Annotated in this window: 20 protein-coding genes and 4 tRNA genes; 11 read left to right on the top strand and 13 right to left on the bottom strand. The window is 54.5% G+C overall.

All coding sequences use genetic code 11. From position 1 onward, the window contains the following. The first annotated feature begins 159 nt into the window (after positions 1-159). From cysP to pdxK, 6 genes are all read left to right on the top strand, one after another. Positions 160-1,173, top strand: a complete 1,014-nt coding sequence (gene cysP, locus ENTMO_RS0117510; RefSeq protein ID WP_010433770.1) for a thiosulfate/sulfate ABC transporter substrate-binding protein CysP — start codon at positions 160-162, stop codon at positions 1,171-1,173. Further along, entirely contained in the window at positions 1,173-2,006 is an 834-nt protein-coding gene (gene cysT, locus ENTMO_RS0117505; protein WP_010433768.1) for a sulfate/thiosulfate ABC transporter permease CysT, read from the top strand. The genes cysP and cysT overlap by 1 nt, the downstream gene beginning before the upstream one ends. Next, a complete protein-coding gene (gene cysW / locus ENTMO_RS0117500) occupies positions 2,006-2,881 on the top strand; it encodes a sulfate/thiosulfate ABC transporter permease CysW (protein ID WP_010433766.1) in 876 nt (291 codons plus the stop codon). The genes cysT and cysW overlap by 1 nt, the downstream gene beginning before the upstream one ends. Continuing rightward, positions 2,871-3,965 (top strand): sulfate/thiosulfate ABC transporter ATP-binding protein CysA, encoded by a 1,095-nt coding sequence (gene cysA, locus ENTMO_RS0117495; RefSeq protein WP_010433764.1) that lies wholly within the window; start codon positions 2,871-2,873, stop codon positions 3,963-3,965. Before cysW ends, cysA begins: the two co-directional genes overlap by 11 nt. Positions 3,966-4,078: 113 nt before the next feature. Then, positions 4,079-4,990, top strand: a complete 912-nt coding sequence (gene cysM, locus ENTMO_RS0117490) for a cysteine synthase CysM (RefSeq protein ID WP_010433762.1) — start codon at positions 4,079-4,081, stop codon at positions 4,988-4,990. 5 nt (positions 4,991-4,995) lie between these two features. Beyond that, positions 4,996-5,832 carry a pyridoxine/pyridoxal/pyridoxamine kinase gene (pdxK, locus tag ENTMO_RS0117485; RefSeq protein ID WP_010433761.1) on the top strand — a complete coding sequence of 279 codons (837 nt, stop codon included), beginning with the start codon at positions 4,996-4,998 and terminating at the stop codon, positions 5,830-5,832. A 44-nt stretch (positions 5,833-5,876) separates the two neighbouring features. Here the strand turns inward: pdxK and crr are convergent, their stop codons facing one another. The 5 genes from crr to cysZ all read right to left on the bottom strand — a co-directional run bounded on the left by crr (position 5,877) and on the right by cysZ (position 10,670). Next, entirely contained in the window at positions 5,877-6,386 is a 510-nt protein-coding gene (gene crr / locus ENTMO_RS0117480; RefSeq protein WP_003861316.1) for a PTS glucose transporter subunit IIA, read from the bottom strand. Positions 6,387-6,426: 40 nt separating this feature from the next. Further along, positions 6,427-8,154, bottom strand: a complete 1,728-nt coding sequence (ptsI, locus tag ENTMO_RS0117475; RefSeq protein WP_010433760.1) for a phosphoenolpyruvate-protein phosphotransferase PtsI — start codon at positions 8,152-8,154, stop codon at positions 6,427-6,429. Between the two features lie 44 nt (positions 8,155-8,198). Further along, positions 8,199-8,456, bottom strand: a complete 258-nt coding sequence (ptsH, locus tag ENTMO_RS0117470) for a phosphocarrier protein Hpr (protein WP_000487600.1) — start codon at positions 8,454-8,456, stop codon at positions 8,199-8,201. A gap of 317 nt (positions 8,457-8,773) precedes the next feature. Continuing rightward, complete coding sequence (gene cysK, locus ENTMO_RS0117465; RefSeq protein WP_010433759.1) at positions 8,774-9,745, bottom strand: cysteine synthase A; 972 nt, start codon at positions 9,743-9,745, stop codon at positions 8,774-8,776. Between the two features lie 163 nt (positions 9,746-9,908). Further along, positions 9,909-10,670: a sulfate transporter CysZ gene (gene cysZ / locus ENTMO_RS0117460; RefSeq protein WP_010433758.1), complete on the bottom strand. Its 762-nt coding sequence runs from the start codon at positions 10,668-10,670 to the stop codon at positions 9,909-9,911. 230 nt (positions 10,671-10,900) lie between these two features. On the opposite strand from cysZ, the gene zipA reads away from it, so the two are divergent. The 3 genes from zipA to ENTMO_RS0117445 all read left to right on the top strand — a co-directional run bounded on the left by zipA (position 10,901) and on the right by ENTMO_RS0117445 (position 14,186). After that, positions 10,901-11,884: a cell division protein ZipA gene (zipA, locus tag ENTMO_RS0117455; protein WP_010433757.1), complete on the top strand. Its 984-nt coding sequence runs from the start codon at positions 10,901-10,903 to the stop codon at positions 11,882-11,884. A 69-nt stretch (positions 11,885-11,953) separates the two neighbouring features. Further along, positions 11,954-13,969 (top strand): NAD-dependent DNA ligase LigA, encoded by a 2,016-nt coding sequence (gene ligA / locus ENTMO_RS0117450; RefSeq protein ID WP_010433755.1) that lies wholly within the window; start codon positions 11,954-11,956, stop codon positions 13,967-13,969. Between the two features lies 1 nt (position 13,970). Then, positions 13,971-14,186 (top strand): DUF3820 family protein, encoded by a 216-nt coding sequence (locus tag ENTMO_RS0117445; RefSeq protein ID WP_010433753.1) that lies wholly within the window; start codon positions 13,971-13,973, stop codon positions 14,184-14,186. Here ENTMO_RS0117445 and ENTMO_RS0117440 read toward each other — a convergent pair. Further along, the gene (locus tag ENTMO_RS0117440; RefSeq protein ID WP_010433751.1) at positions 14,183-15,178 is read right to left on the bottom strand and encodes a bile acid:sodium symporter family protein; all 996 of its coding nucleotides are present in this window, start codon (positions 15,176-15,178) and stop codon (positions 14,183-14,185) included. The two genes, ENTMO_RS0117445 and ENTMO_RS0117440, sit on opposite strands and share 4 nt — an antisense overlap. Positions 15,179-15,267: 89 nt before the next feature. Between ENTMO_RS0117440 and ENTMO_RS0117435 the strand changes: the two genes are divergently transcribed. Beyond that, the gene (locus tag ENTMO_RS0117435; RefSeq protein WP_010433749.1) at positions 15,268-16,200 is read left to right on the top strand and encodes a LysR family transcriptional regulator; all 933 of its coding nucleotides are present in this window, start codon (positions 15,268-15,270) and stop codon (positions 16,198-16,200) included. Here ENTMO_RS0117435 and ENTMO_RS0117430 read toward each other — a convergent pair. From ENTMO_RS0117430 to ENTMO_RS0117410, 5 genes are all read right to left on the bottom strand, one after another. After that, positions 16,191-16,532 (bottom strand): FlxA-like family protein, encoded by a 342-nt coding sequence (locus tag ENTMO_RS0117430; protein ID WP_010433747.1) that lies wholly within the window; start codon positions 16,530-16,532, stop codon positions 16,191-16,193. The two genes, ENTMO_RS0117435 and ENTMO_RS0117430, sit on opposite strands and share 10 nt — an antisense overlap. A 291-nt stretch (positions 16,533-16,823) precedes the next feature. After that, positions 16,824-16,899: transfer RNA gene (locus tag ENTMO_RS0117425), tRNA-Lys, on the bottom strand. Between the two features lie 4 nt (positions 16,900-16,903). Then, positions 16,904-16,979 (bottom strand) — tRNA-Val (locus tag ENTMO_RS0117420). Between the two features lie 29 nt (positions 16,980-17,008). Beyond that, positions 17,009-17,086: transfer RNA gene (locus ENTMO_RS0117415), tRNA-Val, on the bottom strand. A 42-nt stretch (positions 17,087-17,128) separates the two neighbouring features. Beyond that, a tRNA-Val gene (locus ENTMO_RS0117410) sits at positions 17,129-17,204 on the bottom strand. A gap of 258 nt (positions 17,205-17,462) precedes the next feature. Between ENTMO_RS0117410 and gltX the strand changes: the two genes are divergently transcribed. Further along, positions 17,463-18,878, top strand: a complete 1,416-nt coding sequence (gene gltX / locus ENTMO_RS0117405; RefSeq protein WP_010426185.1) for a glutamate--tRNA ligase — start codon at positions 17,463-17,465, stop codon at positions 18,876-18,878. A 51-nt stretch (positions 18,879-18,929) separates the two neighbouring features. Here the strand turns inward: gltX and ENTMO_RS0117400 are convergent, their stop codons facing one another. Both ENTMO_RS0117400 and ENTMO_RS0117395 read right to left on the bottom strand, forming a co-directional pair. Further along, positions 18,930-19,316, bottom strand: a complete 387-nt coding sequence (locus ENTMO_RS0117400) for a YfeC-like transcriptional regulator (protein WP_010426184.1) — start codon at positions 19,314-19,316, stop codon at positions 18,930-18,932. 1 nt (position 19,317) lies between these two features. After that, positions 19,318-19,680 carry a YfeC-like transcriptional regulator gene (locus ENTMO_RS0117395; RefSeq protein WP_010426183.1) on the bottom strand — a complete coding sequence of 121 codons (363 nt, stop codon included), beginning with the start codon at positions 19,678-19,680 and terminating at the stop codon, positions 19,318-19,320. Positions 19,681-19,922 lie beyond the last annotated feature (242 nt).

Below are 19,922 nucleotides of genomic sequence, written 5' to 3'. Positions count from 1 at the left end.
CTCCCTGTGGGAGAGGGCTGGGGTGAGGGCCATCAGGCCGCCCCCTTATTCCCTTTTCTGCTTCTAAATCACCAAACGGTATATAAAACCGTTACTCCTTTCGACCTCGTTATAAATATTATGACTATAAGATAGTCATCACATTTATAAGGGTGCGCAATGGCCGTTACTGTACTAAAAAAAGGATCGCTGGCACTGGCAGGTTTACTGCTGGTGGCGCAGGCGCAGGCAACAGAGCTGCTTAACAGTTCGTATGATGTCTCCCGCGAGCTGTTTGCCGCCCTTAACCCACCGTTTGAACAGCAGTGGGCAAAAGACAATAACGGCGACAAGCTGACCATCAAGCAGTCCCATGCCGGTTCATCCAAACAGGCGCTGGCCATCCTGCAGGGACTGAAGGCCGATGTGGTGACCTATAACCAGGTGACGGACGTGCAGATCCTGCACGACAAAGGCAAGCTGCTCCCGGCGGACTGGCAGAGCCGTCTGCCAAACAACAGCTCGCCGTTCTACTCCACCATGGGCTTCCTCGTGCGCAAGGGCAACCCGAAGAATATCCACGACTGGAATGACCTGGTCCGTTCCGACGTGAAGCTGATTTTCCCGAACCCAAAAACCTCCGGCAACGCGCGTTATACCTATCTGGCGGCATGGGGCGCGGCGGATAAAGCTGACGGTAACGATAAAGCGAAGACCGAGCAGTTCATGACCCAGTTCCTGAAAAACGTCGAAGTGTTTGATACCGGCGGCCGGGGCGCGACCACAACCTTCGCGGAGCGTGGTCTTGGCGATGTCCTGATCAGCTTCGAGTCCGAAGTAAACAATATCCGTAAACAGTACGAAGCACAGGGCTTCGAAGTGGTTATCCCGAAAACTAACATTCTGGCCGAGTTCCCGGTGGCCTGGGTGGATAAAAATGTGCAGGCAAATGGTACCGAGAAAGCGGCAAAAGCCTATCTCAACTACCTGTACAGCCCGCAGGCGCAGACCATCATTACCGATTACTACTACCGCGTGAATAACCCGGACGTGATGAACAAGCTGAAAGATAAATTCCCGCAGACCGATTTGTTCCGCGTGGAAGACCATTTCGGCTCATGGCCTGAAGTGATGAAAACGCATTTTGTCAGCGGCGGTGAGTTAGATAAATTGCTGGCGGCGGGGCGTAAGTAATGTTTGCAGTATCGACAAAACGCGTGCTGCCGGGCTTTACCTTAAGCCTCGGAACCAGCCTGCTGTACGTCTGCCTGATTTTGTTGTTACCGCTCAGCGCGCTGGTGGTGCAGCTCTCTGATATGAGCTGGGCCCAGTACTGGGACGTCATAACCAACCCGCAGGTGGTGGCAGCCTATAAGGTGACGCTACTGTCGGCGTTTGTGGCGTCGATTTTCAACGGCCTGTTCGGCCTGCTGATGGCGTGGATCTTAACCCGCTACCGTTTCCCGGGCCGCACGTTGCTTGATGCGTTGATGGATCTGCCGTTTGCACTGCCGACGGCGGTGGCGGGCTTAACGCTGGCGTCGCTGTTCTCGGTGAACGGTTTTTACGGCGAGTGGCTGGCGAAGTTTGATATCAAAGTGACCTATACCTGGCTCGGTATCGCGGTAGCGATGGCCTTCACCAGCATTCCGTTTGTGGTGCGAACCGTACAGCCGGTACTGGAAGATTTAGGCCCGGAATATGAAGAAGCGGCGGAAACGCTGGGGGCGACACGCTGGCAGAGTTTCCGCAAGGTTGTGCTGCCAGAGCTTTCTCCGGCGCTGCTGGCGGGTGTGGCGCTCTCCTTCACCCGTAGCCTCGGCGAGTTTGGTGCGGTGATCTTCATCGCCGGGAACATCGCGTGGAAAACGGAAGTGACCTCGCTGATGATTTTTGTGCGTTTGCAGGAGTTTGATTATCCGGCTGCGAGCGCGATTGCTTCGGTGATCCTCGCCGCGTCGCTGCTGCTGCTGTACTCGATTAACACTCTGCAAAGTCGCTTTGGTCGACGTGTGGTAGGTCACTGATGGCGGAAGTTACTCAATTGAAGCGTTACGATGCGCCCCGCATCAACTGGGCAAAATGGTTTCTGATTGGGACGGGCGTGCTGGTATCAGCACTTATTCTCGTTGTGCCAACGGTCTATATCTTTGTCCAGGCATTCAGTAAAGGGATTATGCCCGCGCTGGAAAATCTGGCGGACCCGGATATGCTGCACGCCATCTGGCTGACCGTGTTGATTGCGCTGATCACGGTACCGGTCAACCTGGTGTTCGGTACGCTGCTGGCCTGGCTGGTGACGCGCTTCAACTTCCCGGGTCGTCAGATGCTGTTGACCCTGTTGGATATTCCGTTTGCCGTGTCGCCAGTTGTTGCCGGTCTGGTTTACCTGCTCTTTTACGGCTCAAACGGCCCGCTGGGCGGCTGGCTGGATGAGCATAACCTGCAGATTATGTTCGCCTGGCCGGGCATGGTGCTGGTGACTATCTTTGTGACTTGTCCGTTTGTGGTGCGTGAACTGGTGCCGGTGATGCTAAGCCAGGGAAGCAATGAAGACGAAGCCGCGGTGCTGCTGGGCGCTTCCGGCTGGCAGATGTTCCGCCGCGTGACGCTGCCGAACATCCGCTGGGCGCTGCTCTACGGCGTGGTGCTGACCAACGCACGCGCGATTGGGGAGTTCGGGGCTGTTTCTGTTGTATCCGGTTCCATCCGCGGTGAAACGCTGTCGTTGCCGTTACAGATTGAACTGCTGCAGCAGGACTATAACACCATCGGCTCCTTTACTGCCGCAGCGTTGCTGACGCTGATGGCGATTTTGACCCTGTTTTTGAAGAGTGTGGTGCAGTGGCGTTTAGAGAATCAGGAAAAACGTCTGCATCAGGAGGGAAATCATGAGCATTGAGATTGCCAATATTAAGAAGTCTTTTGGTCGCACCCAGGTGCTGAATGATATCTCGCTGGATATCCCTTCCGGACAAATGGTCGCGCTGCTGGGGCCGTCAGGTTCCGGTAAAACCACGCTGCTGCGTATTATCGCCGGGCTTGAGCGTCAGACCAGCGGACATATCCGCTTTCACGGCACCGACGTGAGCCGCCTGCATGCCCGCGATCGTAAAGTAGGCTTTGTGTTCCAGCATTACGCGCTGTTCCGCCATATGACCGTGTTCGACAACATCGCGTTTGGTCTGACGGTGCTGCCGCGTCGCGAGCGACCAAATGCGGCAACTATCAAAGCGAAAGTGACCAAACTGCTGGAGATGGTGCAGCTTGCGCATCTGGCAGACCGTTTCCCTGCCCAGCTGTCCGGCGGGCAGAAACAGCGCGTGGCGCTGGCGCGCGCGTTAGCCGTTGAGCCGCAAATCCTGCTGCTGGATGAGCCTTTCGGTGCGCTGGACGCGCAGGTGCGTAAAGAGCTGCGTCGCTGGCTGCGTCAGCTTCATGAAGAACTGAAGTTCACCAGCGTCTTCGTGACCCACGATCAGGAAGAAGCGATGGAAGTCGCGGACCGCGTGGTGGTGATGAGCCAGGGGAACATCGAGCAGGTTGACGAGCCTGAACAGCTCTGGCGCGAACCGGCAACCCGTTTTGTCCTGGAGTTTATGGGCGAAGTGAACCGTCTGCAGGGCACCATTCGCGGCGGTCAGTTCCACGTCGGCGCGCACCGCTGGCCGCTGGGCTATACCTCCGCGCATCAGGGGCCGGTCGATCTGTTCCTGCGTCCGTGGGAAGTGGACGTCAGCCGTCGCACCAGTCTGGATTCACCGCTGCCGGTACAGGTGCTGGAAGCTAGCCCTAAAGGTCACTACACGCAATTGGTGGTACAGCCGCTGGGCTGGTATACCGAGCCGCTGACCGTGGTGATGCGCGACGAAGATCCGCCGCACCGGGGTGAGCGCCTGTTTGTTGGGCTGCAGCATGCGCGTATTTATCACGGGAAGGAGCGCATCGAGACGCGCGAGGATATTGCTCTGGCAGAGACAGCCTGATAGGTTAGGATTACGTAGTGTTGCCGGGTGGCGCTGCGCTTACCCGGCCTACAATATGACGTCTGTAGGCCCGGTAAGCGAAGCGCCACCGGGCTTTTTATTGGACAGCGATCATGAATACATTAGAACACACCATCGGCAACACGCCTCTGGTCAAACTTCAGCGCATGGGGCCGGATAACGGCAGCGAAATCTGGGTCAAACTCGAAGGCAATAACCCGGCGGGGTCGGTGAAAGACCGTGCCGCACTGTCGATGATTGTTCAGGCCGAAAAACGCGGTGAAATCAAGCCGGGCGACGTGCTGATCGAGGCCACCAGCGGCAACACCGGTATCGCGCTGGCGATGATCGCCGCGCTGAAAGGCTACCGCGTGAAGCTGCTGATGCCGGACAACATGAGCCAGGAGCGCCGCGCCGCGATGCGTGCCTACGGGGCCGAGCTGATTCTGGTGACCAAAGAGCAGGGTATGGAAGGCGCACGCGACTTAGCGTTAGAAATGGCCGAGCGCGGTGAAGGTAAACTGCTCGATCAGTTCAACAATCCGGACAACCCGTACGCGCACTACACCACCACCGGCCCGGAAATCTGGCAACAAACCGACGGGCGCATCACCCACTTTGTCTCCAGCATGGGGACCACCGGCACCATTACCGGGGTGTCGCGTTTCCTGCGCGAGCAGGGGAAAGCCGTCACCATTGTTGGCCTGCAGCCGGAAGAGGGGAGCAGCATCCCGGGGATTCGCCGCTGGCCGGCGGAATACATGCCGGGCATCTTTAATGCGCAGCTTGTGGATCAGGTGCTGGATCTTCACCAGCGCGAGGCGGAAAATACCATGCGTGAGCTGGCCGTGCGCGAAGGCATCTTCTGCGGCGTCAGCTCGGGCGGCGCGGTAGCGGGGGCGATTCGGGTGGCAAAGGCAAACCCGGGTGCCGTAGTGGTGGCACTTATTTGCGATCGCGGCGATCGTTACCTCTCTACCGGCGTCTTTGGTGAAGAGAGTTATTCGCAGGGGGCGGGGATTTAAGCGTCATGGAGATGATTCTATTCCGGGATAAAACCCGGGCGCAGCAAACCGATATTGTTGCGGTGCAGTCGCAGGTGGTATACGGCAGCGTGGGCAACAGTATCGCTGTGCCAAATATTCGTACCCATCGGCTGAACGTGACTGCCGTGCCGACGGTGCTGTTCAGCAACACGCCGCACTACGACACTTTCTACGGTGGGGTGATCCCCGACGAGTGGTTTAGCGGCTATCTTAAGGCCCTGAACGAGCGCGAGATCCTGCGCGAGCTTAAGGCGGTCACCACTGGCTATATGGGCAGTGCCAGCCAGATAAAACTGTTGGCCCAGTGGCTCAAGACCATCAAAGTGCAGCATCCCGATCTGCTGGTGCTGGTCGACCCGGTTATCGGCGATATCGACAGCGGGATGTACGTGAAACCGGATATCCCTGAAGCCTATCGCGAGCATCTGCTGCCGCTGGCACAGGGGATTACGCCGAACGTCTTTGAGCTGGAAGTGTTAAGCGGCAAACCGTGCCGTACTCCTGAAAGCGCGATTGCCGCCGCACAGGGGTTGCTCTCAGATACGTTGAAATGGGTTGCGATCACCAGTGCGCCGGTGGCCGATGACCCGGAAAATATCCACGTGGTGCTGGTGAGTAAAGAAAGCGTGACCGTGAGCGCGCACCCTCGTGTCGAAACCGATCTGAAAGGGACGGGTGATCTGTTCTGTTCGGAGCTGGTCAGCGGAATTGTCGAAGGCAAAACCATTGCTGAGGCGATTCGCAAAGCAGGGGATCGGGTGACGGACGTGATGGTTTATACCCAGTCGAAAGGTTACGACGAGCTTATTCTCCCCGCATAAACAAAAATGGCGCCCGAAGGCGCCATTTCTTTGTGCGGCAAGAATTACTTCTTGATGCGGATAACCGGGGTTTCGCCCACGGTCACGCTGCCGGACAGTTTGATCAGTTCTTTGATTTCGTCCATGTTGGAGATAACAACCGGAGTCAGGGTAGACTTCGCTTTTTCTTCCAGCAGTGGCAGATCGAATTCAATCACCGGGTCGCCAACTTTAACGCGCTGGCCTTCTTCTGCGATACGCTTGAAGCCTTCGCCTTTCAGTTCAACGGTGTCGATACCGAAGTGAACGAACAGTTCGATACCGCTATCAGATTCGATAGAGAACGCATGGTTGGTTTCAAAAATTTTACCGATGGTGCCGTCAACTGGAGCAACCATTTTGTTGCCAGTTGGTTTGATAGCAATGCCATCACCAACGATTTTCTCAGCAAACACTACATCCGGCACGTCTTCGATGTTGACGATCTCGCCGGAGAGCGGAGCAACAATCTCAATAGTTCCGGAGTCTTTCTTATCATCAGAAACCAGAGATTTCAGTTTATCGAACAAACCCATGATCTTCTCCTAAGCAGTAAATTGGGCCGCATCTCGTGGATTAGCAGATTGTTTTTTCTTCAATGAACTTGTTAACCAGCGTCATTAACTCGTCCGTTGTCGGTTGAGCAAGAGCCTGCTCTGCTAACACCTTCGCATCTTCGAAGTTCGTGTTACGGATAATCTTCTTAATGCGCGGGATGGAAATGGCGCTCATAGAGAATTCGTCCAGACCCATACCCAGCAACAGAAGTGTAGCACGTTCGTCGCCTGCAAGCTCACCACACATGCCAGTCCATTTACCTTCTGCATGAGAAGCATCAATTACTTGCTTAATAAGCGTCAGTACGGACGGTGACATTGGCTGGTAGAGATGTGAAATCATATCATTACCACGGTCAACTGCCAGGGTGTACTGCGTTAAATCATTGGTGCCGATACTAAAGAAATCAACTTCTTTGGCTAAATGACGCGCAATTGTTGCGGCTGCTGGTGTTTCCACCATCACACCCACTTCGATTGACTCGTCAAACGCTTTACCTTCGTCGCGCAGTTCCTGTTTGTAGATTTCGATCTCTTTCTTCAGTGCACGCACTTCTTCAACAGAGATGATCATCGGGAACATGATACGCAGTTTACCGAAAGCGGATGCACGCAGGATAGCGCGAACCTGGTCACGCAGGATCTCTTTACGATCCATGGCGATACGCACTGCGCGCCAGCCCAGGAACGGGTTCTCTTCTTTCGGGAAGTTCATGTACGGCAGCTCTTTGTCGCCACCGATGTCCATGGTACGGACGATAACCGCCTGAGAGCCACAGGCTTCAGCCACGGCTTTGTACGCAGCGAACTGTTCTTCTTCAGTTGGCAGCGCGTCACGGTCCATGAACAGGAATTCAGTACGATACAGACCTACACCTTCCGCACCGTTGCGCTCAGCGCCTTCAACGTCGCGTACGGTACCGATGTTCGCGCACACTTCTACCTGATGGCCGTCCAGCGTAATGGCTGGCAGATCTTTCAGTTTAGCAAGTTCCGCTTTCTCGGTTGCAACCTGCTCCTGAACGGCGCGCAGCTGCTCGATCTCTTCGTTAGTTGGGTTGACGTAAACCTGGTTGTTTACGGCATCCAGAATCAGATAGTCGTCGTTTTTCACCTGAGCAGTGACGCTACCGGTACCCACGATGGCAGGCAGTTCCAGAGAACGCGCCATGATAGAGGTGTGGGAGGTACGGCCACCTGCATCAGTGATGAAACCCAGCACCTTGTTCAGGTTCAGCTGTGCGGTTTCGGACGGGGTCAGGTCGGCGGCAACCAGGATAACTTCGTCCTGAATCGCGCTCAGATCGATAATGGCCAGACCCAGGATGTTGCGCAGCAGGCGCTTACCGATGTCACGTACGTCAGCCGCACGCTCTTTCAGGTATTCATCATCCAGTTCTTCCAGGGCAGTTGCCTGACCTTCGATAACTTCATGCGCAGCCGCGTCGGCCGTCATGCCTTTATCTTTAATCAGGGCTATGATTTCCTGCTCCAGCTCCTCATCTTCGAGCAGCATGATGTGCCCTTCGAAGATGGCTTCTTTTTCTTCACCGAAAGTTTCGCCAGCTTTAGTTTTGATCGCTTCCAGTTGCGCAGATGCCTTGGCACGACCGCTCAGAAAACGTTCAACTTCCTGATCAACCTTGTCGGCAGAAATTTTTTTCCGGTCAATGACGATTTCGTCTTCTTTCAGCAGCAGTGCTTTGCCGAAAGCGATACCCGGGGATGCTAAAATGCCTGAAATCATAACCCTACCTTACTTGTGACTGATATTGAAAAGAACCCGTAAACTTACTCGAGCTCAGCCATCAGTTTAACCAGATGCTCAACTGCTTTCTGCTCGTCTTCACCTTCCGCAGAGATGGTGACCACGGTGCCCTGAGTCAGGCCCAGAGTCTGCAGTTTGAACAGGCTTTTTGCGCTAGCGCTTTTGCCGTTGGAAGTTACAGTGATTTCAGAAGTGAAGCCTTTCGCTTCTTTAACAAACTGAGCAGCAGGGCGGGTGTGCAGACCGTTCGGAGCGGTAATGGTAACTTCTTGCTGGAACATTGTATTTCCCCAACTTATAGGTTTAGTGTTGTGGAACTAAAGTCTAGCCTGGCGGCTTAACTTTAGCCTGTATTGTTAGCGCTGACGTTTCAATCGTCATTAAACATTATGCAGCGAAAGCAAGACTTGAACCAAATCATAAAATCGATTCAGCAAGGCTATTTCGTTCACTGATTAATTTCACGCTTCAAAATAATTGCTGGTTTAAATACCAGACACAACGGGGTGAAGCAATGCCAGGAGGGGTAAAACTTTGAAGCAGGCCACAAAAAAGCACCTGGAAAGGTGCTTTTTTACGCGTTTTTAACATGCTGGCATCACTGTTGCAGTTCTTTCTCAGTGAAAAGATCGGCAAACAGTGCAGTGCTCAAGTAACGCTCACCCGAAGAAGGAAGGATAACCACAATATTCTTATTGGTAAAGGTCTCATCTTCCTGAAGTTTGAGTGCGGCCGCAACGGCAGCACCGGAAGAGATCCCCGCCAGAATGCCTTCTTCATCCATCAAACGACGTGCGGTTGAGATCGCTTCTTCGTTGGTAATGGTCACGACTTTATCAATCAACTTCAGATCCAGGTTGCCTGGAATGAAGCCTGCGCCGATACCCTGAATTTTATGCGGGCCTGGTTTTAGCTCTTCACCTGCCAGAGCCTGAGTGATAACTGGTGAGTCAGTTGGTTCAACGGCAACGGTAATCAGGTCTTTTTTACCTTTCGTGCCTTTAATATAGCGGGACACGCCGGTTAGCGTACCGCCGGTACCGACGCCAGAGATAAACACGTCAACCTGACCGTCCGTATCTTCCCAGATTTCCGGACCGGTCGTTTTCTCGTGGATTTCCGGGTTAGCCGGGTTGCTGAACTGCTGCAGCAGCAGATATTTTGCCGGATCGCTGGCCACAATCTCTTCGGCCTTCTGAATGGCACCTTTCATGCCTTTCGCGCCTTCGGTCAGAACCAGGTTTGCACCCAGCGCTTTCAGCAGCTTGCGACGTTCAATACTCATGGTTTCAGGCATGGTGAGCGTCAGCTTGTAGCCACGCGCCGCAGCCACATAGGCCAGAGCGATACCGGTGTTGCCGCTGGTCGGTTCAACCAACTCTACGCCGGGTTTCAGCACACCACGTTTTTCCGCATCCCAAATCATGTTTGCACCAATGCGGCATTTTACGCTGAAGCTTGGGTTACGTGATTCGACCTTCGCCAGAATGCGTCCATTACCGATACGGTTCAGTCGAACCAGGGGCGTATGACCGATAGTCAGCGAGTTGTCTTCATAAATCTTACTCATGGCCTGTCCTTAACTGTATGAAATTGGGATACCGACCCAGCATACCTGTTGAACAGGTAGGGGGAAGTAAGGAATTCGCATATCTATATACTGCAAGGAAATAATGGGGATCAGTATGGAATAAGGGGCGGCATAAGCCACCCCTGCTTTACATATTTTTGCATTATTTCCATAACGCGTGCTTAGCACGGTAGCAGTCCACCCACATTGCCGTCGCGCCGCAAACGGCGACGGGCATGATGAACAGATTCAGGAACGGGATCATGGTGAACAGGCTGGTCAGCGCGCCAAACTGCATATTGGTCACTTTCCGCGTGCGCAGGGCGGTGCGCATCTCTTTAAACGGCACCTTATGGTTATCGAACGGGTAGTCGCAGTACTGAATAGCCAGCATCCAGGCGCTGAACAGGAACCACAGCACGGGCGCTACCGTCTGGCCGATACCGGGCACGAAATACAGAATAAGCAACACAATCGCGCGGGGCAGGTACCAGGCAAATTTCTGCCATTCGCGTTTCATGATGCGCGGGAGGTCTTTCATGATCCCCACTACGCCCGTATCCGGCGGTGTCGCCCCGGTGAGCCGTGCTTCGAGTTGTTCTGCCAGCAGGCCGTTAAACGGGGCGGCTATCCAGTTCGCAATCGTCGAGAAGAAATAGCCAAACACCAGCAGCACGGAGATCACCGCCACCGGCCAGAGAAGGTAGTTAAGCCACTGCAGCCACTCCGGCACATAGCTCATCAGCGACGGGATCCAGCTCTCGAGCTTTGTGAACAGCCACCAGAACGCGCCGCCCATCAGCACAATGTTGATGAGCAGGGGCAGTATGACGAAGCGGCGAATACCCGGTAGGGAGACCAGTTTCCAGCCCTGAGAAAAATACCAGACACCGCTGCGCGGGGATGAAGAAGATGTTGAAACCATAACCAGGCTGTACTCCTTTTTACACAACCAGTGGAATTGCCCGCCTATATTATCCAGTTACGGACCAATGACCAGTTCGGAAATGTTCGAAAAAACAGCAAAAAGCACGTTTTAGCGCATCTTTATGCTGTGAATGCTCTGCATACACTTGCACTTGAGTTAAACGGCAAATACTCTTAGTGAGTAAATGTTTGCCGTGGTGGCAAGGTGTTAGAACAACAGAGAATATAATGATGCAGGATTTGCGTCTGATATTAATCATTGTTGGCGCGATCGCCATAATCGCTTTACTGGTACATGGTTTCTGGACCAGCCGTAAAGAGCGTTCTTCTATGTTTCGCGATCGCCCACTGAAGCGCATGAAGTCCAGTCGTGATGACGATGACGTTGAAGACGACATCGACGGTAGCGACGACGACGGCGTGGGTGAAGTTCGTGTTCATCGGGTCAATACTGCGCCCGGCGCAGGGCATGGGGAGCAAGAAGCGCCTCGTCCTTCGCAGCACCAGTATCAACCGCCGTATGCTTCCGCACAGCCGCGCCAGTCAGCGCCACAGCCTGTGGAAGAGCCGGTGCGTCAGCCGCCGCAACAGCCGGTTCATCAGCAGCCCGCTGCGCCGCAACCTGTGCCTCAACAGCCTGTGCAACAACCTGTACAGCAGCCAGTGCAGCCGATTCAGCAACCGCAACAGCAGCCTGTCCACGTGCAGCCTGCGCCTCAGCCAGCTCCCGCGCCACACGTTGAGCCAGAGCCCGTTGTAGAGCCGGAGCCGGTTGTCGAAAAACCGCAGCGCAAAGAAGCGGTAATCATCATGAACGTTGGCGCCCATCATGGTAGCCACCTTAATGGTGACGTGCTGCTCAACAGCATTGAGCAGGCAGGTTTCAAATTTGGCGACATGAATATTTTCCATCGTCACCTGAGCCCTGACGGGAGCGGCCCGGCGCTGTTCAGTCTGGCAAATATGGTCAACCCAGGTACCTTTGACCCGGAAATGACCGGTGATTTCGTGACGCCGGGTGTGACGATCTTTATGCAGGTTCCGTCCTACGGTGACGAGCTGCAAAACTTCAAGCTGATGCTGCAGTCCGCTCAGCACATTGCCGACGAAGTGGGTGGTGTGGTGCTCGACGATCAGCGTCGAATGATGACCCCGCAGAAATTGCGCGAGTATCAGGACCGCATCCGCGAAGTTAAGGAAGCCAACGCGTAATCGTCGCGTTTACTTCAACTCCTCCGCAACCCCCGCCTGTCGGGGGTTTTTTCTCATTGATGGTGCGATATGGACTCAATCGAACAACAACTCACTGAACTGCGAACCACGCTTCGCCATCATGAATACCTCTATCATGTTATGGACGCGCCGGAAGTTCCGGATGCGGAGTACGACCGCCTGATGCGCGAGCTGCGCGAGCTGGAAACTCAGCATCCGGAGTTAATCACGCCGGACTCCCCGACGCAGCGCGTCGGTGCGGAACCGCTGGGTGCTTTCAGTCAGGTACGCCACGAAGTCCCGATGCTGTCACTGGATAACGTCTTTGATGAAGAAAGTTTCCTGGCGTTTAACAAGCGCGTCCAGGATCGTCTGAAAAGCAGTGATTCGCTGAGCTGGTGCTGCGAGCTGAAGCTGGACGGTCTGGCGGTCAGCATTCTTTATGAAAACGGCGTGCTGGTGCGTGCCGCGACGCGTGGTGACGGTACGACGGGCGAAGACATCACCACCAATGTGCGTACCATCCGCGCAATCCCGCTCAAGCTGCACGGCGAGAATATTCCTGCGCGTCTGGAAGTGCGCGGTGAAGTGTTCCTGCCTCAGGCGGGCTTCGAGAAAATAAACGAAGAGGCACGCCGCACCGGCGGGAAGGTGTTTGCTAACCCACGTAATGCGGCGGCAGGCTCTCTACGCCAGCTTGACCCACGTATCACCGCGAAGCGACCGCTTACTTTCTTCTGCTACGGTGTTGGTATTCTGGAGGGCGGCGAGCTGCCGGACACGCACCTCGGACGTCTGCTGCAGTTTAAGGCGTGGGGTCTGCCGGTCAGTAACCGCGTTCAGCTCTGCGACTCTCCGGAGGAGGTCCTGGCGTTCTACCACAAAGTGGAAGAGGATCGCCCAACGCTCGGCTTTGATATTGATGGCGTTGTCATCAAGGTCAATTCACTGGCGCTGCAGGAACAGCTGGGCTTTGTGGCACGCGCGCCGCGCTGGGCGGTGGCGTTTAAGTTTCCTGCTCAGGAGCAGATGACCTTCGTTCGTGACGTAGAGTTCCAGGTTGGCCGTACGGGTGCCATTACCCCTGTCGCCCGTCTGGAGCCCGTGCAGGTTGCTGGGGTGTTGGTGAGTAACGCCACGCTGCATAACGCTGATGAAATCGAACGCCTGGGCCTGCGCATTGGGGACAAAGTGGTGATCCGCCGCGCGGGCGATGTGATCCCGCAGGTGGTTAACGTTGTGGAGTCAGAACGCCCTGCTGAAACGCGCGCGATCGTCTTCCCGACCCACTGCCCGGTGTGCGGCTCGGACGTTGAGCGTGTGGAAGGCGAAGCGGTGGCGCGCTGTACGGGCGGCTTAATTTGTGGCGCGCAGCGTAAAGAGTCGCTGAAGCATTTCGTCTCCCGGCGGGCGATGGACGTCGACGGCATGGGCGATAAAATTATCGATCAGCTGGTTGAGAAAGAGTACGTTCACACGCCAGCGGATCTGTTCAAACTGACCGCGGGTAAACTGACCGGCCTGGATCGCATGGGGCCGAAGTCAGCGCAGAATGTCGTTAACGCGCTGGAAGCGGCGAAAGAGACCACTTTCGCCCGCTTCCTGTACGCGCTGGGTATTCGTGAAGTCGGCGAAGCGACAGCGGCAGGGCTGGCGGCGTACTTTGGTACGCTGGAGGCGCTGGGAAAGGCAAGCATCGACGAGCTGCAAAAAGTACCGGATGTCGGCATTGTGGTCGCCACGCACGTCTTTAACTTCTTTGCTGAAGAGAGCAATCGTGAGGTCATCGGCAAACTGCTGGAAGAGGGCATCAAATGGCCCGCGCCGGTAGTGGTCAATGCAGAAGAGATCGACAGTCCGTTTGCCGGTAAAACCGTGGTGCTGACCGGCAGCCTGAGCCAGCTTTCCCGTGACGATGCTAAAGCGCGTCTGGTGGCGCTGGGGGCCAAAGTGGCAGGCAGCGTATCGAAGAAAACCGACCTGGTGATCGCCGGGGAAGCGGCCGGTTCGAAGCTGGCGAAAGCCCAGGAGCTTGGCATTGCCGTTATCGACGAAGCCGAAATGATGCGCCTGTTAGGAGAGTAACGTGGAGAAAGAACAGCTCGTTGAGATCGCCAATACGGAGATGCCGTTCGGTAAATACAAGAGCCGCAGGCTGATCGATTTGCCTGAAGAGTATCTGCTGTGGTTTGCCCGTAAGGATGAATTCCCTGCCGGCCGATTGGGTGAGCTGATGGCTATCACGTTACTGATTAAAACCGAGGGGCTGACCCAGCTGGTTCAACCCCTCAAACGTCCTTAAGCCTTCGCGGCGCGGGTCTCTTCCTGCGCCAGCTTTTCGGTCTGGCGTTTGTAACGACGCGCCAGCACCGCACAAACCATCAGCTGGATTTGGTGGAAAATCATCAGCGGCAGCACCATCATCCCAATCACCGAGGTCGGGAACAGAATGTTCGCCATCGGGATGCCGTTCGCCAGGCTCTTTTTCGAGCCGCAGAAGACAATCGTGATTTCATCCGCTTTATTAAAGCCGCATTTGCGCGCCACAAACACATTCACCGCAATCACTATCGCCAGCAGGATAATGCTGACGACCACGATAAATAGCAGTGAACCTGCGCCAACCTTATGCCAGATGCCGTTGACCACCGCTTCACTGAAGGCGGAGTAAACCACCAGCAGAATCGACGTCTGGTCGGTTTTTGAAATCCATTTTTTATGCTTCGCCACAAACGCGCCGGTCCAGGGTCGGGAAAGATGCCCAAGCACAAACGGCAGCAGCAACTGCAGACAAATTCTTCCGACCTGCTCCAGGTTGCCCTCTGCACCGTGCATGTTCATTAGCAGGCCCACCAGCAGCGGCGAGACGAAAATCCCTAACAGGCTGGAAGCGGATGCTGAACAAACTGCCGCCGCCACGTTGCCGCCTGCCAGCGAGGTAAAGGCGATAGCAGACTGCACGGTAGCGGGAAGAATGCATAGATACAGGAATCCGGTATACAGGGCTGGATCGACATTCACCGGCGCCCACCAGGCAAAGAGTACGCCCAATACAGGGAAGAGGATAAAGGTGCTACACATCACCCACAGATGCAGTCGCCAGTGTCCGCCGCCTGCAATGATGGCCTCGCGGGAGAGTTTGGCGCCATGCATAAAGAACAGCAGGGCGATGGCCGCCGTGGTCAGCCCTTCAAAGAAGGGGACGAAACCGCCGCGAGCCGGGAAAAATGAGGCCAGTAAAACGGTCACCACCAGGGTAAGCGTGAACGGATCAAGGATACGAAAAAGTTTCATAATCACTCCTGAAAGCAGATGTCGCTATTGTGCTTTCTTCCGTTTGAGAAATAAAATTGATTTATTGCATCCATTCATGAATTAAACAGATGAATTATTCATTACGTCAGCTTCGTGTTTTTGTCACTGTGGCGCAGGCTCGCAGTTTTAGCCGGGCGGGGGGGATGATCGGCCTCAGCCAGTCGGCCGTCAGCCATAGCGTTAAGGAGCTGGAAACGCAGACGGGAGTGAAACTGCTTGACCGAACGACGCGTGAGGTGGTGCTTACCGAAGCTGGGCAGCAGCTGGCGACGCGTCTGGAGAGGCTGCTGGACGAGCTGAACAGCACGCTCAGGGATGTGGGGCGACTCGGACAACAGCTTTCCGGCACGGTGAGGGTGGCAGCGAGCCAGACCATCTCCGCGCATCTTATTCCTCAGTGTATTGCCGAAAGTAATCATCGCTATCCGGATATTGATTTTGTTTTGCATGACAGGCCGCAGCAGTGGGTGCTGGAGAGTATCCGTCAGGGGGATGTGGATTTTGGCATTGTTATTGACCCTGGTGCGGTAAGCGACCTGGAATGTGAAGCGGTGCTCTCAGAACCCTTTTTGTTGCTTTGTCGCGATGACGACGCGCTGGCATCGCTGCCACACGTGACATGGCAGGCGTTGCAAGGGTCAAATCTGGTGCTACAGGATTATGCTTCAGGAAGCCGCCCGTTGATTGATGCCGCGCTTGTCGCTCAAGGTGTGAAGGCAACCATTGTGCAGGAGATAGGGCACCCGGCCACGTTGTTCCCCATGGTCGAAGCCGGGATTGGGATAAGTGTACTACCGGCGCTTGCGCTGCCGTTGCCGCAGGGGAGTCGCTTAACGGTGAGGCGTTTTACGCCCTGCGTTCAACGCCAGCTGATGCTGGTTCGACGTAAAAACCGTTCTCTCTCAGGGGCGGCTCACGCCTGCTGGGACGTGGTGCGCATGCAGGCTCAGCGCTTAATGGAAGCCCGCACGCGCGATCCCCTGTTTAACGATCAGATATAGATATCAATCTTGTGCTCAGCGGAAGGGTTGTTGACGCCTTCCGTCACTGACTGACTGCTTTCCTGTTTTGGCATCTCTTCTTCTGCCTGCTGACGCTGCAATTGCGCCAGCTGTGCCTGCAGCATAGTCAACTGAGATTCGAGTAACTCCTGCTGCTTTTGTTTTTCTTCTGTTGTTGCATCACTCAGTGCCACTTCTTTGAGTTGCTGAGTGGCTTTTGTTATCTGTTTCATCAGCCGATTGATCTGGGAGGCAATGTCATTGCTACCAGAACTGTTATCAGCACTGCCGATTTCTATCGCCGACAGAGAAACTGCATTGAGGGTTGTCATAATGAGATCCTTTTCGCCATAAAACAGAGGTATCGGCAAGGAAAGGATTAGCTTGAGCAAAACTGCCATATCTGGCAGGTTCGAATTGATTAAATCGCAGATAGCAAAAAAGCGCCTTTAGGGCGCTTTTTTACATTGGTGGGTCGTGCAGGATGACTCGCTTCGCTCGCCCTTTGGGCCGTCGCCGTAAACGGCTCCGTTGCCTCTCTGCGTTCGGCTCGAACCTGCAGCAGGTTCGAATCATCCATATTGCAGATAGCAAAAAAGCGCCTTTAGGGCGCTTTTTTACATTGGTGGGTCGTGCAGGATTCGAACCTGCGACCAATTGATTAAAAGTCAACTGCTCTACCAACTGAGCTAACGACCCGAAATGGTGGGCGATGACGGGCTCGAACCGCCGACCCCCTCCGTGTAAAGGAGATGCTCTACCAACTGAGCTAATCGCCCATTTCGGAACTGCTGCGATAAGGTGAGAATGGTGGGCGATGACGGGCTCGAACCGCCGACCCCCTCCGTGTAAAGGAGATGCTCTACCAGCTTAGCTAATCCCACCCAATCTCAATTCTTATCTACACTGCGAGTCTACTTAAAGTAGATGGTGGGTGATGACGGGCTCGAACCGCCGACCCCCTCCGTGTAAAGGAGATGCTCTACCAACTGAGCTAATCACCCCCGCTGTGTGGAGTCGCATTATAGGGAGAGTTGAAAATGAGTCAACGCATTTTCTAAAGTTTTTATTCGTTCGTCGTAAAATTAGACAAAACGATCGCGAAACACGGGATGGCGCATGATTTCTAAACAAAAACAGTAAACTCAGGCCCGATTCAGGGAACAACATTGAGGAATCGCCGCACAGTGATAGAATATTGCCCATTGTTTTTTCCCCAGGATTTGCCGATTGCCGGCATCTTTATAACGTAAGGCCATTTCATGAAAATCAAAACTCGCTTCGCGCCGAGCCCGACAGGCTATCTGCACGTCGGTGGTGCACGTACCGCTCTTTATTCCTGGCTTTTTGCACGCCACAACAAAGGTGAGTTCGTGCTGCGTATTGAAGACACCGATCTTGAGCGCTCCACGCCGGAAGCAATCGAAGCCATTATGGATGGTATGAACTGGCTGAATCTGGAATGGGACGAAGGCCCGTATTTCCAGACCAAACGTTTTGACCGCTATAACGCTGTCATTGATGAAATGCTGGTCGCGGGCACGGCGTATAAGTGCTATTGCTCCAAAGAGCGTCTGGATGCCTTGCGTGAAGAGCAGATGGCGAACGGCGACAAGCCGCGTTATGACGGTCGTTGCCGCCACGACCATAGTGAGCATGCGGCTGATGAGCCTTGCGTGGTGCGTTTTGCTAACCCGCAAGAGGGTTCTGTCATCTTTGATGACCAGATCCGTGGCCCGATTGAATTCAGCAACCAGGAGCTGGACGATCTGATCATTCGCCGTACCGACGGCTCACCAACCTACAACTTCTGTGTGGTGGTGGACGACTGGGATATGGAGATCACCCACGTTGTCCGTGGTGAAGACCATATCAACAACACGCCACGTCAAATCAACATCCTGAAGGCGCTGAATGCGCCCGTGCCAGTGTATGCACACGTGTCCATGATCAACGGTGACGACGGTAAAAAACTGTCTAAACGTCATGGTGCCGTAAGCGTGATGCAGTATCGCGACGACGGCTATCTGCCGGAAGCGCTGCTGAACTATCTGGTGCGTCTGGGCTGGGCCCACGGTGACCAGGAGATCTTCAGTCGCGAAGAGATGATCGAACTGTTCTCTCTGAACTCTGTGAGCAAATCAGCGAGCGCATTCAATACCGATAAGCTGCTGTGGCTGAACCATCATTACATCAATACCATGCAGCCAGAATATGTCGCGACGTATCTGCAGTGGCACATTGAGCAGGCGAATATCGATACCCGTACCGGTCCTGAACTGGCCGATCTGGTGAAACTGCTCGGTGAGCGTTGCAAAACGCTGAAAGAGATCGCCGAAAGCTGCCGTTACTTCTACGAAGAATTCGATGAGTTTGATGCCGACGCGGCGAAGAAACGCCTGCGTCCGGTTGCCCGCCAGCCGCTGGAAGTGGTGCGTGACAAAATCGCCGCTATCACGGAATGGACCGCGGAGAATGTGCATCACGCGATTCAGGCAACCGCAGATGAGCTTGAAGTCGGTATGGGCAAAGTGGGGATGCCGCTGCGCGTCGCCGTGACCGGTGCAGGCCAGTCTCCAGCGCTGGACGTTACCGTTCATGCAATTGGTAAGTCTCGTAGCGTGGCGCGTATCAATAAGGCACTGGGTTTTATTGCTGAGCGTGAAAGCCAGCAGTAATCAATCGTCAGTGAATCAAACGGCAGGGGAACCTGCCGTTTTTTTTGTCTGCTATTCAGCAATACCGAGACGTGAGAGAAATCCTTTTACCCCCTCGCGCTTCAGCAATATGAGAAGACGCTCCTGTTCAACCTGCGTCATGTTCTCCAGCGAGTCGATGATTTGTGGGAGCAGGGTAGACGATGACGGTATCCCATAAAGAGAGGGCGTTTCGGCCACCTGGTAAATCGCCTGCCGGTGACGGATGGCAGGAAGGCTAATAATATGTTCCTTCACTCGCGCATCGACATGGATCAGTCTTGCTCTTCCACCTTTTACGCCGTTAACACCCTCCGTCTTCCATCCCTTCTGGCGTATCCAGCGGTTAACGGTTTGCCTGGCGACGCCCAGACAGTCAGCCAGTTCATCCGTGGTCATTTTGCTGCGTAATCTTTTCATATTAGTTCTGATCGCGAATCCCTAAACGTTGCAACAATCCGGTAATCCCTTCCCGCAGTAACAGCGATGTCAGCTGCTTTTGCTCATCCGGCGTCATTTCATTTGCCAGTGTCAGAAGTAAAGTATGAAGTGAACCCTCGTAGCCAGCGCTGTCTGGCATTTCAGGCGTCTCAGACGCCCTGCGGGCACTGCGGATAAACTCCCGTACCTTTTCATTCACATGCACCAGACGCGCCTTACCACCCTGAACGCCTGGTTTTGGCGATGTAATCCAACCTTCTTTACGTACCCATTTATTGATGGTCTGACGGCTATAGCCAGTGAGCACGGCTAACTCTTCTGGCGTCATTCGTTCCTTGATCATGCAATTTCCTGAGTGTTCGTAGGGTTAATTAGTGGTTCATCTTATAGCACCGTTTTACGCGAAAACGTGACAGGCTTAACTCCTGACTGCGAGCAGGCTCGCAAAGTGATTCATTTGCATGATTTTTCAGCGATTGAAAGGTGGGGACTGATTTTGCCGTTGACACTCAGCGGCGGAATTCATATTATGCCGCCCGTCAACATGACAGCTTTACGACGGGGCTATAGCTCAGCTGGGAGAGC

Source organism: Enterobacter mori LMG 25706 (assembly GCF_000211415.1).
Classification (GTDB): domain Bacteria; phylum Pseudomonadota; class Gammaproteobacteria; order Enterobacterales; family Enterobacteriaceae; genus Enterobacter; species Enterobacter mori.
The sequence above is the reverse complement of the archived record's forward strand: the minus strand, read 5'-3'. Positions and strand labels throughout refer to the sequence as shown.